The organism is Streptomyces sp. NPDC058579 (assembly GCF_042718575.1).
In the GTDB taxonomy this organism is placed as follows: domain Bacteria; phylum Actinomycetota; class Actinomycetes; order Streptomycetales; family Streptomycetaceae; genus Streptomyces.
The window spans coordinates 80,384-95,014 of sequence record NZ_JBHXPI010000009.1 but is presented as its reverse complement, the minus strand read 5'-3'; the positions used below and the strand labels follow the sequence as shown (position 1 = coordinate 95,014).

Here is a 14,631-nt window from a genome sequence, read left to right as displayed (position 1 = left end):
TTTGTTCCCGATCTTGGTCGCCGCGTAGGCTGACCCCCATGACGACACCGGCCCAGGGGCTTCATTCGCACGTCCTCGCCACCCTGGGTCTCGCGATCACCGCGGGGGAGTACCCGCCCGGCAACGTGCTGCGCACCGACGAACTCGCCCAGCGCTTCGACGTCTCGCGCACCGTCGTCCGCGAGGTCGTCCGCGTCCTGGAGTCCATGCACCTCGTCGAGTCCCGCCGCCGCGTCGGCGTGATCGTCCTGCCGACCGCCCAGTGGAACGTGTACGACCCCCAGGTCATCCGCTGGCGCCTGGCCGGCGCCGACCGCCCCCGCCAGCTCCGCTCGCTCACCGTGCTCCGCTCCGCGGTCGAACCCGTCGCCGCGGGCCTCGCCGCCACCCACGCCACCCCCGAGCAGTGCCGCGAACTGACCGAGCAGGCCCTCGGCATGGTCGCCACCTCACGCGGAAGGCAGCTGGAGGCGTATCTCGTCCACGACATCGCCTTCCACCGGGTCGTCCTCAACGCCTCCGGCAACGAGATGTTCGCCCGGCTCGGCGACGTCGTCGCCGAGGTCCTCACCGGTCGCACGCACCACCAGGTGATGTTCGAGGACCCCGACCCGGCCGCCGTCACCCTGCACGTCCAGGTCGCCGAGGCGGTACGGGAGAGGGACGCGGTCCGCGCCGAGGAGCTGACGCGTCAGATCGCGGTCGGCGCCCTCAAGGAACTGGACGTTCTCGCCCCGTAAGTCCGGCGCACCCCGGTACTTTACGCCCACGCAACCTCAGAAGTAGCTCAAATAAGGGCGTTCAGTGACATTGGCCACTGCTGAATTCCCGCCTTGCCGTGACGATGTGCGCTGGCCGTAAGAGCCGTGGACGATCTCCACGCGCGCGCGGCCGGGTACCGCACAGACCCTCCCCCTCACGAAGGCGAACAACTCCATGAGTGACCGCACCCCCTCTGCGGCCGACACGCTGTCCGCCACGCCACCCCCGGCGACCGCCACAGGGACGTCCCCCCACGTCGACGCCGGTGACGCCGGATACCGCAAGGACCTCAAGTCCCGGCACATCAACATGATCGCCATCGGCGGCGCGATCGGCACCGGCCTCTTCCTCGGCGCCGGTGGCCGCATGGCCAGCGCGGGACCGTCCCTCTTCATCGCCTACGCCGTCTGCGGCGTCTTCGCCTTCTTCGTGGTGCGGGCCCTCGGTGAGCTGGTCCTCTACCGCCCCTCCTCCGGAGCCTTCGTCTCCTACGCCCGTGAGTTCATGGGCGAGAAGGGCGCCTACACGGCCGGCTGGCTCTACTTCCTCAACTGGTCGACCACCGCCATCGCCGACATCACCGCGGCCGCGACCTACGCCCACTTCTGGGCCATGTTCAGCGACGTCCCGCAGTGGATCCTCGCCCTGATCGCCCTCGCGGTCGTCCTCGCCGCCAACCTCATCTCCGTGAAGTACTTCGGTGAGATGGAGTTCTGGTTCGCGATCATCAAGGTCGGCGCGCTCGTCGCCTTCATGCTGATCGGCATCTTCCTGATCGTGACCTCGCACGAGGTCGGCGGCCACACCCCGGGCTTCTCCACCATCACCGACAACGGCGGCATCTTCCCCAGCGGTGTCATGCCGATGCTGCTGCTGATCCAGGGCGTCGTCTTCGCGTACGCCTCCGTCGAGCTGTGCGGCGTCGCCGCCGGCGAGACCGAGAACCCCGAGAAGATCATGCCGAAGGCGATCAACTCGATCATGTGGCGCGTGGGCATCTTCTACGTCGGCTCCGTCGTCCTGCTCGCGCTCCTCCTGCCGTACACCGCGTACTCCGGCGACCAGAGCCCCTTCGTCACCGTCTTCGACAAGCTGGGCATCCCCGGCGCCGCGGGCGTCATGAACCTGGTCGTCCTGACCGCCGCGCTCTCCAGCCTCAACTCGGGCCTGTACTCCACCGGCCGGATCCTGCGCTCCATGTCGCTGTCGGGCTCCGCGCCCAAGTTCACCGGCGTCATGAACAAGGGCGGCGTCCCCTACGGCGGCATCCTGCTGACCGCCGCCTTCGGTGTCCTCGGCGTCGGCCTGAACTACGTCATGCCCGGCGAGGCCTTCGAGCTCGTGCTGAACTTCGCCTCCATCGGCATCATCGGCACCTGGGCCATGATCATGGTCTGCTCGCTGCTCTTCGTGAACCGCTCCAAGGACGGCCGGGTCACCCGCCCCGGCTACCAGCTGCCCTGGGCCCCGTACACCCAGATCGTCACGCTGGTCTTCCTCGGCTCGGTGCTGGTCCTGATGTGGATGGACGGCGGCATCAGCCGCACCACTGTCAACTGCCTCCCGCTGATCGGGCTCCTGCTCGTCGGCGGCTGGTTCCTGGTCCGCAAGCGGGTCCGCGCGACCGCGGCGGCGCACCAGGACTGAGACCCCCACGGGACGACGAGACCCCCGCAGGCGGCGGCCTGCGGGGGTCTCTCGCGTCTATCCGTCCCCGTCCATCCCGTCGAGCCGCAGCCCGCTCTCGAACCGCAGCGGCACCCCCGTGAACGGGTCGGTGAACTCAAGGACCCGCGCGAGCAGTTGCAGCGGCCGCGCGTAGTCCTCAGGGCCGTCCTCCTGGACCACCGGGTAGACCGGGTCGTGCAGGATCGGCAGCCCCAGGCTGTTCATGTGCACCCGCAGCTGATGGGTCCGCCCGGTCATCGGCAGCAGCCGGTACCGCCCCAGCCCGCCCCGCCGCTCGACCAGCTCGATCCGGCTCTCGCTGTTCGGCTCGCCCGGCTCCTCCCGCGCGGCGATCACCCCGCGCTCCTTGACGATCCGGCTCCGTACGGTCACCGGCAGCGCGACCCCGGGGTCGTACGCCGCCACCGCCTCGTACTCCTTGCCGACCAGCCGGTCCCGGAACAGCGTCTGGTACGCCCCCCGGTCCCCGGGTCGCACCACGAACAGCACGAGCCCGGCCGTCAGGCGGTCGAGCCGGTGGGCGGGCTGCAGCTCCGGCACCCCCAGCTCCCGCCGCAGCCGCGCGAGCGCGGTCTCGGTCACATGCCGCCCGCGAGGCATCGTCGCCAGGAAGTGCGGCTTGTCGACGACGACGATCCGTTCGTCCCGGTGCACGACCCCGATCTCGAAGGGCACCCGCTCCTCGGCGGGGAAGTCCCGGTGGAACCAGAGGTACGTCCCCGCCGCGTACGGCTCGTCCTCCCGGACCGGCCGCCCGTCCACGCCCACGAACCGCCCGTCCCGGATCATCTCCCGGACCCGCGCGTCCCCGACGGCCCCGCCGTACCGCGCCAGGAGGTACTCCCCGACGGTCGCCCACCCGTCCTCGACGGCCTCGGGCAGCCGGACCCGCACGGGATCGATCCCGTCGCGCTGCGCGAGCGGCGCGACCGGCCCCTTCGTTCTCCGTCTCACCGGCCCCATCGCCTCCTCAACGCAAGAAGGACCCCACATGACGTGGGGTCCTTCGCTGGTGTCCGAGGGGGGACTTGAACCCCCACGCCCGATAAAGGGCACTAGCACCTCAAGCTAGCGCGTCTGCCATTCCGCCACCCGGACAAGGTGTCTGTCTTTCCGGCCGCTGGGCCGTTCCGACGTGGAAAACCATAGCAAACATTGGGGGTGGCCGATCACCACCCCCGTTCGGGCCGAAACCGTGTGACGGGCGGATGTCGGCCGGCGGCCGCCCTTGGGTCCCGGGGGTCGGGCGCGCGAGGATGGGGGCGTCCACCAGCAAGCACGTGGGGCACGTAGTGGGAGGAAGCAGCGTGAGCGAGTCGAACACGGCGAGGAGCGTCACCGGCGAGGACGAGGTCGTCGACCTCTGTCGTGACCTCATCCGCATCGACACCAGCAACTACGGCGACCACTCCGGCCCGGGCGAGCGTGCGGCGGCGGAGTACGTCGCCGAGAAGCTCGCGGAGGTCGGTCTCGAGCCGAAGATCATCGAGTCGCACAAGGGGCGGGCGTCCACCGTCGCCCGGATCGAGGGCGAGGACCCGTCGCGGCCGGCCCTCCTCATCCACGGCCACACCGACGTCGTGCCGGCCAACGCCGAGGACTGGACCCACCACCCCTTCTCCGGCGAGGTCGCCGACGGCTGCGTCTGGGGCCGGGGCGCGGTCGACATGAAGGACATGGACGCGATGACCCTCGCGGTCGTCCGCGACCGGATGCGCAGCGGCCGCAAGCCCCCGCGCGACATCGTCCTGGCCTTCCTCGCCGACGAGGAGGCGGGCGGCACCTACGGCGCCCGGCACCTCGTCGACCACCACCGGGACCTCTTCGACGGTGTGACGGAGGCGATCGGCGAGGTCGGCGGCTTCTCCTTCACCGTCAACGAGAACCTGCGGCTCTATCTGGTCGAGACGGCCCAGAAGGGCATGCACTGGATGCGGCTGACCGTCGAGGGCACGGCCGGGCACGGTTCGATGACCAACAACGACAACGCCATCACGGAACTCTGCGAGGCCGTGGGCCGCCTCGGCCGCCACCAGTGGCCGGTGAGGGTCACCAAGACCGTACGGTCCTTCCTGGACGAGCTCTCGGACGCGCTGGGAACCCCGCTCGACCCCGAGGACATGGAGGCGACGCTCGCCAAGCTGGGCGGCATCGCCAAGATGGTCGGCGCGACCCTGCGCAACTCCGCCGCCCCGACGATGCTCGGCGCCGGGTACAAGGTCAACGTCATCCCCGGCCAGGCCACGGCCCACGTCGACGGGCGGTTCCTGCCGGGCTACGAGCAGGAGTTCCTGGCCGACCTCGACCGGATCCTCGGCCCCCGGGTCAAGCGCGAGGACGTGCACGGGGACAAGGCCCTGGAGACCAGTTTCGACGGCGCCCTCGTGGACGCGATGCAGCTGGCCCTCCGCGCCGAGGACCCGATCGCCCGGGCGGTGCCGTACATGCTCTCCGGCGGTACCGACGCCAAGTCCTTCGACGACCTCGGCATCCGCTGCTTCGGCTTCGCGCCGCTCCAGCTGCCGCCCGAGCTGGACTTCGCCGGGATGTTCCACGGCGTGGACGAGCGCGTGCCGGTGGACGGGCTGAAGTTCGGCGTCCGCGTGCTGGACCGGTTCATCGACGCCTCCTGAGCGGCGTCTCGTGCAGCTGTCTCCGAATAATCGGCCGCGCGTACGCCTTTGACCGGAAAGAGTGAATGCACTCATAGGCTCGTAGCCCCATTACTTCCCCCTCGTTACAGGTGGTGCGGTCCGCGGCTGGGATCGCATTGCCAACAAGGAGGAATAATGATCAAGAAGGTCGTCGCTGCTGCGGCTGCCACCGGCGGTCTCGTTCTCGCGGGTGCGGGCATGGCCGTTGCCGATTCGGGTGCCCAGGGTGCCGCCATCGGTTCCCCCGGCGTGCTCTCGGGCAACGTCGTCCAGGTGCCGGTCCACGTCCCGGTGAACGTGTGCGGCAACACGGTCTCCGTGATCGGGCTGCTGAACCCCACCTTCGGCAACACCTGCGTCAACGCCTGACGTTGTGCCTCGACCCGTGAGGGTCTGAGCCAGGCCGGCCCCGGAGTGCGTGCCATGCACTCCGGGGCCGGCGGGCATTCCGCCCCGGGCGTTCGGGCCCGGTGGCCCTCTTCTGAAGCCAGAAGGCAGAAGCCGAAAAGGCAGGGAACAAGCTATGCGACAGGTCACACGCAAGAGCCTGATCACCGTTGCGGCCGCGGGCGGAGTCATCGCCCTCGGTGGTGGTTACGCGAATGCCGATTCGGGTGCGAACGGCGCGGCCTCGAATTCCCCGGGCGTCGCGTCCGGGAACACCGTCCAGGTTCCGGTGCACGCGCCGGTCAACGTCTGCGGAAACACCGTCAACGTCGTGGGTCTGATGAACCCGGCGTTCGGCAACAAGTGCGCCAACGTCTCCAAGCCGGGCAAGGGCAAGCACCGCGGCTCCTCGGCCGAGGGCGGCAGCAGCAACTCCCCGGGCGTCGCCTCCGGTAACACCGTCCAAGTGCCGGTCCACGCCCCCGTGAACGCCTGCGGGAACAGCGTCTCGGTCGTGGGCGCCATCAACCCGTCGTTCGGCAACGAGTGCGGCAACGGCATCGAGCCCACGCACCCGGGTCACCCGGGCGAGCCGGGGAACCCGGGGAACCCCGGGAATCCGGGCGAGCCGGGGAATCCCGGCAACCCGGGTGAGCCGGGCAACCCGGGTGAGCCCGGGAACCCCGGTAACCCCGGTGAGCCGGGCAACCCCGGGAACCCGGGCGAGCCTGGGAACCCCGGCAACCCGGGCACGCCCGGTAACCCCGGTACGCCTGGCGAGCCCGGCACCCCCGGCAACCCGGGTGACTCCGGTGAGCACGGGACGCCGAACGGCCCGAACACGCCCGGTACGCACACGATCACGCAGCCCGAGGCGACCGAGGAACTGGCGCAGACCGGTTCCGGTCCGCTCGGCGTGGCCGTTCCGGCCGGCGCCGCCCTGCTGCTCGCCGGATCGGTGCTCTACCGCCGCTCCCGCCGGTCCGCCCAGGTCTAGGACGACCGCGTCACGCAGAGGGGCCCCGCACGGCGGGGCCCCTTCTCATGTCACCAGGTGGCGCGTACCTGACGGATGATGCGCCGGCGCAGCCGCACCCTGCGGCTGCCGTCCCGGTGCAGGCTCAGGCGGTCCAACTCCCAGTGACCGTACTCGGCATGGTCGGTCAGCAGCCGCGTCGCCTCCTTGCGGGAGACACCGCGCGGCACGTACACGTCGACAAATTCGTATTCCGGCATCGCATCTATTGTGCGGGCACAGGCCAGGTACGGATAGCGTGCGTCCCATGTCTGATGCTGCGCAGCCGACCGCTGCCGAGGTACGTGCCGCCGCCGAGGCGGTCAAAACCGCACTGGACCGTCACCTCGAGGCGGTCGAACGTCGTTCGGGGGACGACGACCCGGCCGTCTATGAAGCCTTCAACGCCCTCGCCGCGGCGGCCGAGGCCTACGACGAGCGGCTCTACGACCGTTACGACGAGGTCACCCCGTTCGAGATCCCGGGCGCCGACGACTCGCTCCCGCCCTACGCGGGTCCGGAGGAGCCGCACGCCCTGAGCGTACTGATCCGTCGCGACTACGCCGTCGTCGAACCGCAGCGGCTGCTCGCCCAGGCACAGCGCATCGCCGATCTGGAGGGCGACGAGGAGGGGCCGGACGCGGGCCCCGCCGCCGGTGTCAGCACGCACGCCGCGCTCGGTGTGCTCTTCGGGGAGTACGAACCGGACGAAATCGCCTCGCGGCACAAGGAGTTCGGCCTGGAGGAGGGCGACTCCACGCTCTGGGTCTCGGCCGCGGAGGAGCTGCCCGAGGCGGGGGAGTGGCTGAACGCCCCCTTCGAGCAGGCCGATCCGGAGCGGATCGTCTGCCGCTTCGACGTCAGCGCGGTCTTCGACGACGAGCTGGACGACGACCTGGAGGAGCAGGACGCCTGAGGCGCACGGCGTCGTACGGAGGGCGGGGCACCGCAGGGTGCCCCGCCCTCCGGCTTGCAACCCTGGGTGTCCTCAGTCCTCCGAGGCCGCCAGCAAGGCCTCCAGAAGCGGCCTCAGCCGGGTCGTGCGCTCCGGGGGTACGCCCTCGGCCACCGCGCGGGGCAGGGCCTGGTCCACGCCGTGGACGATCGAGAGATGGCGCTCGCCCCGGCCGAAGGCCGTGTACACCCAGGCCCGGTCAAGGCCCTGGGCCGCGTCCCCCGGCAGCACCACGACCGCGGCCGGCCAGCGCATCCCGGCGGCCTGGTGGGCCGTGAGCGCCCAGCCGTGCCGGAGCGCGGACTCCACCCGCTCCTTCGGTACGACGAGGGGCTCGCCGGCGCACTCCAGGCGCAGGCCCTCGGCGTCGGCGCCCACGACCGTCCCGGTCACCGTGCGCCCCGGGGCCGGCACGTAGGCCACCCGGTCGCCCGGGTCGAAGCCGCCGAAGCGGCCGGGGCCGGGGTTGAGCCGCTCCTTGAGCGCCGCGTTCAGCGCGCGGGTGCCCGCGGAGCCGCCGTGGCCGACCGTGATCACCTGGGTGCTCCCGGCGGGCACGTCGAACGCGCGGGGGATCGAGTCGGCGACGAGCTGGACCGTGCGGTGGACCGCCTCGCCCGCGTCCCGGACCGGGACGATCACGACCTCCTTGCCGGGAGCCTCCACCTGGTTCAGCTCGCCGATGCCGATGCCCGAGATCAGCTCGCCGATCGGTCCTGGGTCGGGGAGGCGGGAGGCGACCGCCGGACACACCCGGGCCGCCAGCACATCGCCGAACACCCGGCCGGCGCCCGCGGAGCCGAGGACGCCGGGGTCCCCGCTGAGCACGAGACGGCAGCCGTCGGGCAGGGACTCGACGAGCGTCGTCGCGCTCTCGACGTCCAGCTGCGGCGCGTCCAGGACGACCAGCAGGTCCAGGGCCAGGGAGCCCTCCTCGTCACGGCCGGGACCCGCGGCGCCGGACACCAGGGCGGCGACCGTCAACGCCTCCGCGCCGAGGCGCTCGACCCCGTTCTCGCTGTGCGCGGCCACGGCGACCCGCAGGCCCCGCTCCCGGGCGGCCTCGGCGAGCGCGACCGGCTCGCTGCGGGCCGTCTCGCCCCCGGTGTGCAGGACCAGGCCGTACGCGCCGGCCGCGCGGACCAGGTCGGGGCCCTCCCAGACCTCCGCGGAGACGGTCTTGACCAGCCGGGCCAGACCGTCGGCGAGGCTCTCCTCGGCCATGGCGTACCGGTCGAGCCCAAGGAGGGCCGGCACGTCGGGCTCCTCGGCCTCGGAGGTCTCGGCACCGTCGCCGCCCTCGGCGTCGGCTTCTTCCTCGTCCTCGGTCTCTTCGGGGACCTGCTCCTCCTCCTGGAAGAGCAGCACCGCGCCCTCGGCGGCCGCCGCCCGGATCGCCTCGTCCGGGTCGGACACGGAAAGGCCGGTGAGTCCGGTCCGTACGGCGGTGTCCCCCAGGGCCGTGGAGCCCTTCAGCGCGGCCCGTTCGAGCAGCCAGGCCACCAGGGCGACGGCCCGGCGGGGGTCGTCGGGCCCGCACTCCGCGCCGAGCAGGGCCCGGGCGAAGCCGTCGGCGTGCTCGGGCCGCACCCCGGGCACGGCAAGCAGCTGCCACGGGTCCTCCCGCAGCGCCTCCGCGGCGCCCTCGCCCAGGGTGGCGGCGACCTGGCCGGCCAGCGACTCCGGCGCCCCACCGCGCGCGAGGACCTCCCGCACGGCCTCAAGCGTCTCCGGGGCGGCCGCCCGCGCCTGACCCACCGGGCCCACGGGGGCTGCCGGGACGGGCGTGGCGGGCGCCGGGACGGACGCGGTGCGTCGCGGCTCAGGAGAGGGCGAGGGGGCGGGCGAGGGCTGCGGCGCCTCGAAGAACGCGCTGCCCGACTTCGTACCGCTCTCCACCGCCCGCACCGCCGCGAGCAGGTCGGCCGCTGTGCCGCTCAGCTTCGTGCCCGCGTCCACGGGCGCCGCCTTCTCGGCCTTGCGCTGCTCGATCCGGGCCCGCAGCTCCCGCTGCGCGGCCAGCTCCGCCTGCGCCTCGGACACCTCGGCGGCCTTCGCCTCCGCGTCGCCGGCCTTCGCTTCCCCGTCGGCGGCCTTCGGCTCCTCCGCGGCGGCATCCGGGGCGTGCTCGGCCGCGGCCTCGTCGGTCTCGCCCGGCTCTGGCTCGGTGGCCTCGGGCGGGGTCTCCCGCGAAGGCTCGGTCACAAGGTGCTCCAGTCCTGGTCCGGATAGCGGTGCACGGGCGCCGACACATCGTCGAGCGCCCGGCAGATCTCGTCAGGAAGACTAAGGCTCTCCACTGACAGAGCGGCCGTGAGCTGCTGCGCGTTGCGCGCGCCGACCACCGGGGCGGTCACGCCGGGCCGGTCGCGGACCCAGGCGAGCGCCACCTGGAGCGGCGTCGTCGCCAGGCCGTCCGCCGCCGTGGCGACCGCGTCCACGATCCGGCTCGCGGCCTCGTCGAGATACGGCTCCACGAACGGGGCCATGGTCTCCGAACCGCCCCGCGAGTCCGTCGGCGTGCCGGTGCGGTACTTGCCCGTCAGCACCCCGCGCCCGAGCGGCGAGGACGGCAGGAGGCCTATGCCCAGGTCCAGGGCCGCGGGCAGCACCTCCCGCTCGACGCCCCGCTGGAGCAGCGAGTACTCCATCTGCGTCGCCGCGAGCCGGGTCCGCCCCGCACCGGCCGCGCCGAGCTGCCAGGTGCCGGCCTTCGCCAGCTGCCACCCGCAGAAGTTGGACACGCCCACGTACCGCGCGCGGCCGCTGCTCACGGCGATGTCCAGCGCCTGGAGGGACTCCTCCAGCGGGGTGTGCGGATCGAAGGCGTGCAACTGCCACAGGTCCACGTGGTCCGTGCCGAGCCGGGCCAGGGACGCGTCGAGCGCCGCAAGGAGGTGCCCGCGCGAACCGTCCATCCGCCGGTACGGGTCAGGCACGCTGCCCGCCTTGGTGGAGATGACCAGATCACGCCGCGGCACCAGCCGCTCCATGAGCTGCCCGAGCACGTACTCGGCCTCACCCCCGCCGTACACGTCCGCCGTGTCCACGAGCGTGCCGCCCGCGTCCCAGAAAGCCTTCAACTGGTCGGCGGCGTCGTGCTCGTCGGTGTCCCGGCCCCAGGTGAGGGTGCCGAGCCCGAGCCGGGACACGCGCAGGCCGGTACGTCCGAGATGCCTCTGCTCCATGGGCGCGAGATTACTGGCCAAGACCCCACGCGGAGAGAGCCTGTGGACAACCTCCCCCTGACGGATCCGTGACCCGCGCGCTAGAGTCCGGCCCAAGGGACGTTACTGATCGGTAAAGAGGGTGTGGTCATGAGGCTCGGCATCAACCTCGGCTACTGGGGCGCGGGCATGGACGGCGACAACCTCGCCGTCGCCCAGGAGGCGGACCGCCTCGGCTATGACGTCTGCTGGGCCGCCGAGGCCTACGGCTCCGACGCGCCCACCGTGCTCTCCTGGGTGGCAGCCAAGACCGAGCGGATCGACGTCGGCTCGGCGATCATGCAGATCCCGGCGCGCCAGCCCGCGATGACGGCGATGACCGCCGCCACTCTCGACTCGCTCTCCGGCGGCCGGTTCCGCCTCGGCCTCGGGGTGTCGGGACCGCAGGTCTCCGAGGGCTGGTACGGCGTCAAGTTCGACAAGCCGCTGGCCCGGACCCGCGAGTACGTCGAGATCGTCCGCAAGGCCATGACCCGCGAGCGGCTCACGTACGAGGGCGAGCACTGGACGCTCCCGCTGCCGGAAGGCCCGGGCAAGCCCATCAAGCTCACCGTCCACCCGCAGCGCGAGCACATCCCGCTCTACATCGCGGCGATCGGCCCGAAGAACCTGGAGCAGACCGGCGAGATCGCCGACGGCGCGCTGCTGATCTTCCCCTCCGCCGAGCACCTGGAGGAGACGGCGCTGCGCCCGCTGCGGGCGGGCCGCGAGAAGGCGGGCCTGACGATGGAGGGCTTCGACGTCCACCCGACCCTGCCGATCGCCCTCGGCGACGACATCGACGCCCTGGCGGACATCTTCCGCCCGTACACCGCCCTGTACGTCGGCGGCATGGGCAGCCGGAAGCAGAACTTCTACAACCAGCTGGCCCAGCGCATGGGCTACGAGAAGCAGGCCGCCGAGATCCAGGACAAGTACCTGTCGGGCGACAAGACGGGCGCCGCGGCCGCCGTCCCGCGCCAGCTGATCGACCAGACCACGCTGCTCGGCTCCGTGGACCGGATCGCCGACCGGATGAAGGCCTACGCCGAGGCCGGTGTCACGACGCTGACCCTCGCCCCGGCCGGCTTCACCCTCGACGAGCGGCTGGCGGCGCTGCGGGCGGGCACCGAGGCCCTGGAGCACGCGGGCCTGGCCTAGCGCCTAGCCGGAAGCTCCGCGGAAGTCTGCGGCCGTGGTGGGGGCTCGGGGGGTCTTCCCCGCCACGGCCGTCACGCAGCACAACGCTTCACACGGGCGCACGGTTACGAGCCGGACGCTCCTTCTTTCAGCCGAACGGCCCGCCCCTCCTGTTGCCCACCCGGCCGTACCGCACTTGACTCGTTCAATGCGGACGTGCGGCGTGCGGACGCCCGTATGGAGGTGGCTGCAATGCTCACGGCCAAGAGCCTGTTCCAGGAAATCATCGACAACGACGAGTCCTTCCAGCTCTTCTGCTCCATCGCCGCCAGCGGCGAGTCCCAGGGAGGCTGGGAGAACGCGCGGATCGCGGCCCTCGTCGCCCCCGGTATGCGGGACCTGGCCCCGAAGATCACCCGGCATGGCGCCGACGAGGACAAACACGGGCGGATCTTCAACGCGTTGCTGAAGAAGCGCGGCCTCGAACCCGTACCGGTGCCGTCCGACACCGACTACACGATGCTCCTCGAACAGGGCGGCATCGGCCTCGCCCACGACAAGCTCCGCCGGGACGAGCCGCTGAGCGAGGAGGACATCATCGTCTACCTCGCGCACAGCCGGGTCACCGAGCAGCGGGCCGCGGACCAGATGGACATGCTGGTCACGTACTTCGGGAACCATCCCGAGCTCGGCAAGGCCATCCACATGATCGACAACGACGAGGCGAACCACCTCGCGTACTGCCACGAGGAGCTGCTGCGCCTCGCGTACGCCGGGCACGGCCGGCTCATCCAGCGCACCCTGCGCGAGTCCGCGCTCGCCGAGATCAAGGTCTACCGGGACGTCAGCCTCGCCGTGATGGGCCACATGGGCCGCATCCTGAAGTGGCCGAAGGCCAAGGCGGGGGCGCTCGCCGCCGGGATCCACGGCATGTACGGGTACGAACGCCTCGCCGGCTGGCACAAGATGGTCGACCTCAAGATGCCGGAGCGCCGTGACGCGCTGGGCGGGCCCGCGACGCCGGCCCCCGCGTTCTAGGACGGCCGGGCCTGACACCCCCTACAGCCAGCCCCGGCGCTTGAACAGCCGGTACAGGCCCAGCTCGATGCCGATCAGGATCAGGATCAGCGCCGGATACGACCAGGTCCACGTCAGTTCCGGCATGTGCTCGAAGTTCATGCCGTAGATCCCCGCGACCATCGTGGGGACCGCGGCCATGGCCGCCCACGCCGAGATCTTCCGTACGTCGTCGTTCTGCCGCACGCCCATCTGCGCCAGATGCGCCGCCAGGACGTCCGACAGCAGCCGGTCGAGGCCCTCCACCTGCTCGTTGGCGCGCATCAGGTGGTCGCTGACATCGCGGAAGAAGGGCTGCGAGCCCTCGTGCACGAACGGCACGTCCCCGTCCGCGAGACGGGCCATCGGGCCCGAGAGCGGCCCGGCGCCCCGCCGGAACTCCAGGACCTGCCGCTTGGCCGTGTAGATCCGCTCCGCCGTGTTCGACGGGCCCACGCCCACCGGGGCGAACACGTCCGCCTCCAGCTCCTCCAGGTCGACCTGGAGCTCACCCGCCACGTCGATGTAGTGGTCCACGACCGCGTCGCTGACCGCGTACAGGACGGCCGTCGGACCGTGCCTCAGGACGTCGGGCTCGGCCTCCAGACGGCGCCGTACGGCCGCCAGCGGCGCGCCCTCCCCGTGCCGGACCGTCACCACGAAGGAATCGCCCACGAACAGCATCAGCTCGTCCAGGGAGACCCGGTCGCTCTCCGGCTCGTACACGACGGGCTTGAGGACGACGAACAGCGAATCGTCGAAGATCTCCAGCTTGGGGCGCTGATGGGCCTTCAGGGCGTCCTCGACGGCAAGCGGATGCAGCGCGAACTCGTCGGAGACATGGTCGAACTCGGCCTCCGTCGGCTCGTAGAGCCCGACCCAGAGGAAGGCGTTCCCGCTCGCCCGCGCCTCTGCCAGGGCGTCGGACAGATCCGCGGGGCCCTCGGTGCGGCGCCCGTCCCGGTAGATGGCGGAGTCCACGATCACGCGCCGCATTCTCCCCCGTGCCGAGGCCGCCCGCACGCTCGGACACCCCGCACGCGCGCGTGCGGGTGTCTACTCTTGCCGCCATGGCCACGCTTCTTCTCGTCCGGCACGGACGCTCCACCGCCAATACCTCCGGTGTGCTCGCCGGGCGGCTGCCCGGGGTCGCTCTCGACGAGCGGGGGCTGGCGCAGGCCGCCGCGCTGCCCGGGCGGCTTGACGGGGTGCCGCTCGCGGCCGTCGTCACCAGCCCGCTCCAGCGCTGCCGCGAGACCCTGCGACCCCTCCTGGAGGCCAGGCCCGGGGTGCCGCTCCACACCGAGGAGCGGATCAGCGAGTGCGACTACGGCGACTGGTCGGGGCGCAAGCTCGCCGAACTGGCCGACGAGCCCCTCATGCAGGTCGTCCAGGCCCACGCCTCCGCCGCCGCCTTCCCCGGCGGCGAGTCGATGCGCGCCATGCAGGCCCGGGCCGTCGACGCCGTACGGGACTGGAACGCGCGCGTGGAGGCCGAACACGGCGAGGACGCCGTCTACGCCATGTGCTCCCACGGCGACATCATCAAGTCGATCGTCGCCGACGCCCTCGGCATGCACCTCGACCTCTTCCAGCGCATCCACGTCGACCCCTGCTCCGTCACCGTCATCCGCTACACCCGGCTGCGCCCCTTCCTCGTACGCCTCGGCGACACCGGCGACTTCGCCGCCCTCGCCCCCAAGGCGAGCGCCGACCCCAACGGGGCCGCCGAGGTAGGGGGCGGTGCGGGCGCACCGTGATCCATCC

Annotated in this window: 14 protein-coding genes and 1 tRNA gene; 9 read left to right on the top strand and 6 right to left on the bottom strand. The window is 71.7% G+C overall.

The genetic code is table 11. The annotated features are described in order from the left end of the window. The first annotated feature begins 38 nt into the window (after positions 1–38). Both ACFWRO_RS14535 and ACFWRO_RS14530 read left to right on the top strand, forming a co-directional pair. Complete coding sequence (locus ACFWRO_RS14535) at positions 39–740, top strand: FadR/GntR family transcriptional regulator (protein ID WP_384509396.1); 702 nt, start codon at positions 39–41, stop codon at positions 738–740. A gap of 196 nt (positions 741–936) precedes the next feature. Next, positions 937–2,409 (top strand): amino acid permease, encoded by a 1,473-nt coding sequence (locus tag ACFWRO_RS14530; protein ID WP_384509393.1) that lies wholly within the window; start codon positions 937–939, stop codon positions 2,407–2,409. Between the two features lie 57 nt (positions 2,410–2,466). Here the strand turns inward: ACFWRO_RS14530 and ACFWRO_RS14525 are convergent, their stop codons facing one another. After that, positions 2,467–3,405 carry an RluA family pseudouridine synthase gene (locus ACFWRO_RS14525; protein WP_384509390.1) on the bottom strand — a complete coding sequence of 313 codons (939 nt, stop codon included), beginning with the start codon at positions 3,403–3,405 and terminating at the stop codon, positions 2,467–2,469. 56 nt (positions 3,406–3,461) lie between these two features. Further along, positions 3,462–3,549 (bottom strand) — tRNA-Leu (locus ACFWRO_RS14520). A gap of 209 nt (positions 3,550–3,758) precedes the next feature. Between ACFWRO_RS14520 and ACFWRO_RS14515 the strand changes: the two genes are divergently transcribed. The 3 genes from ACFWRO_RS14515 (at position 3,759) to ACFWRO_RS14505 (ending at position 6,489) form a co-directional block, all read left to right on the top strand. Next, a complete protein-coding gene (locus tag ACFWRO_RS14515; RefSeq protein ID WP_384509387.1) occupies positions 3,759–5,084 on the top strand; it encodes a M20/M25/M40 family metallo-hydrolase in 1,326 nt (441 codons plus the stop codon). 156 nt (positions 5,085–5,240) lie between these two features. Next, the gene (gene chpH, locus ACFWRO_RS14510; RefSeq protein ID WP_362004389.1) at positions 5,241–5,474 is read left to right on the top strand and encodes a chaplin ChpH; all 234 of its coding nucleotides are present in this window, start codon (positions 5,241–5,243) and stop codon (positions 5,472–5,474) included. 154 nt (positions 5,475–5,628) lie between these two features. Continuing rightward, positions 5,629–6,489 carry a chaplin gene (locus ACFWRO_RS14505; RefSeq protein ID WP_384509384.1) on the top strand — a complete coding sequence of 287 codons (861 nt, stop codon included), beginning with the start codon at positions 5,629–5,631 and terminating at the stop codon, positions 6,487–6,489. A 50-nt stretch (positions 6,490–6,539) separates the two neighbouring features. On the opposite strand, the gene ACFWRO_RS14500 is transcribed toward ACFWRO_RS14505, so the two are convergent. Continuing rightward, positions 6,540–6,728 (bottom strand): DUF5703 family protein, encoded by a 189-nt coding sequence (locus ACFWRO_RS14500; RefSeq protein WP_005319466.1) that lies wholly within the window; start codon positions 6,726–6,728, stop codon positions 6,540–6,542. A gap of 47 nt (positions 6,729–6,775) precedes the next feature. Here ACFWRO_RS14500 and ACFWRO_RS14495 point away from each other — a divergent pair, with 47 nt between their 5' ends. Next, entirely contained in the window at positions 6,776–7,423 is a 648-nt protein-coding gene (locus ACFWRO_RS14495) for a hypothetical protein (RefSeq protein WP_384509382.1), read from the top strand. Between the two features lie 72 nt (positions 7,424–7,495). Here the strand turns inward: ACFWRO_RS14495 and ACFWRO_RS14490 are convergent, their stop codons facing one another. Both ACFWRO_RS14490 and ACFWRO_RS14485 read right to left on the bottom strand, forming a co-directional pair. Continuing rightward, entirely contained in the window at positions 7,496–9,667 is a 2,172-nt protein-coding gene (locus ACFWRO_RS14490; protein ID WP_384509380.1) for a helix-hairpin-helix domain-containing protein, read from the bottom strand. Further along, positions 9,664–10,650 (bottom strand): aldo/keto reductase, encoded by a 987-nt coding sequence (locus tag ACFWRO_RS14485; RefSeq protein WP_384509378.1) that lies wholly within the window; start codon positions 10,648–10,650, stop codon positions 9,664–9,666. The genes ACFWRO_RS14490 and ACFWRO_RS14485 overlap by 4 nt, the downstream gene beginning before the upstream one ends. Before the next feature lie 129 nt (positions 10,651–10,779). Between ACFWRO_RS14485 and ACFWRO_RS14480 the strand changes: the two genes are divergently transcribed. Next, positions 10,780–11,829 (top strand): LLM class F420-dependent oxidoreductase, encoded by a 1,050-nt coding sequence (locus tag ACFWRO_RS14480; RefSeq protein ID WP_384509376.1) that lies wholly within the window; start codon positions 10,780–10,782, stop codon positions 11,827–11,829. 231 nt (positions 11,830–12,060) lie between these two features. Further along, complete coding sequence (locus ACFWRO_RS14475) at positions 12,061–12,846, top strand: ferritin-like domain-containing protein (protein ID WP_384509373.1); 786 nt, start codon at positions 12,061–12,063, stop codon at positions 12,844–12,846. Positions 12,847–12,867: 21 nt separating this feature from the next. On the opposite strand, the gene ACFWRO_RS14470 is transcribed toward ACFWRO_RS14475, so the two are convergent. After that, complete coding sequence (locus ACFWRO_RS14470) at positions 12,868–13,860, bottom strand: magnesium and cobalt transport protein CorA (protein ID WP_384509370.1); 993 nt, start codon at positions 13,858–13,860, stop codon at positions 12,868–12,870. Positions 13,861–13,934: 74 nt separating this feature from the next. Between ACFWRO_RS14470 and ACFWRO_RS14465 the strand changes: the two genes are divergently transcribed. Continuing rightward, the gene (locus ACFWRO_RS14465; protein WP_384509367.1) at positions 13,935–14,624 is read left to right on the top strand and encodes a histidine phosphatase family protein; all 690 of its coding nucleotides are present in this window, start codon (positions 13,935–13,937) and stop codon (positions 14,622–14,624) included. The last annotated feature ends 7 nt before the right edge of the window (positions 14,625–14,631 follow it).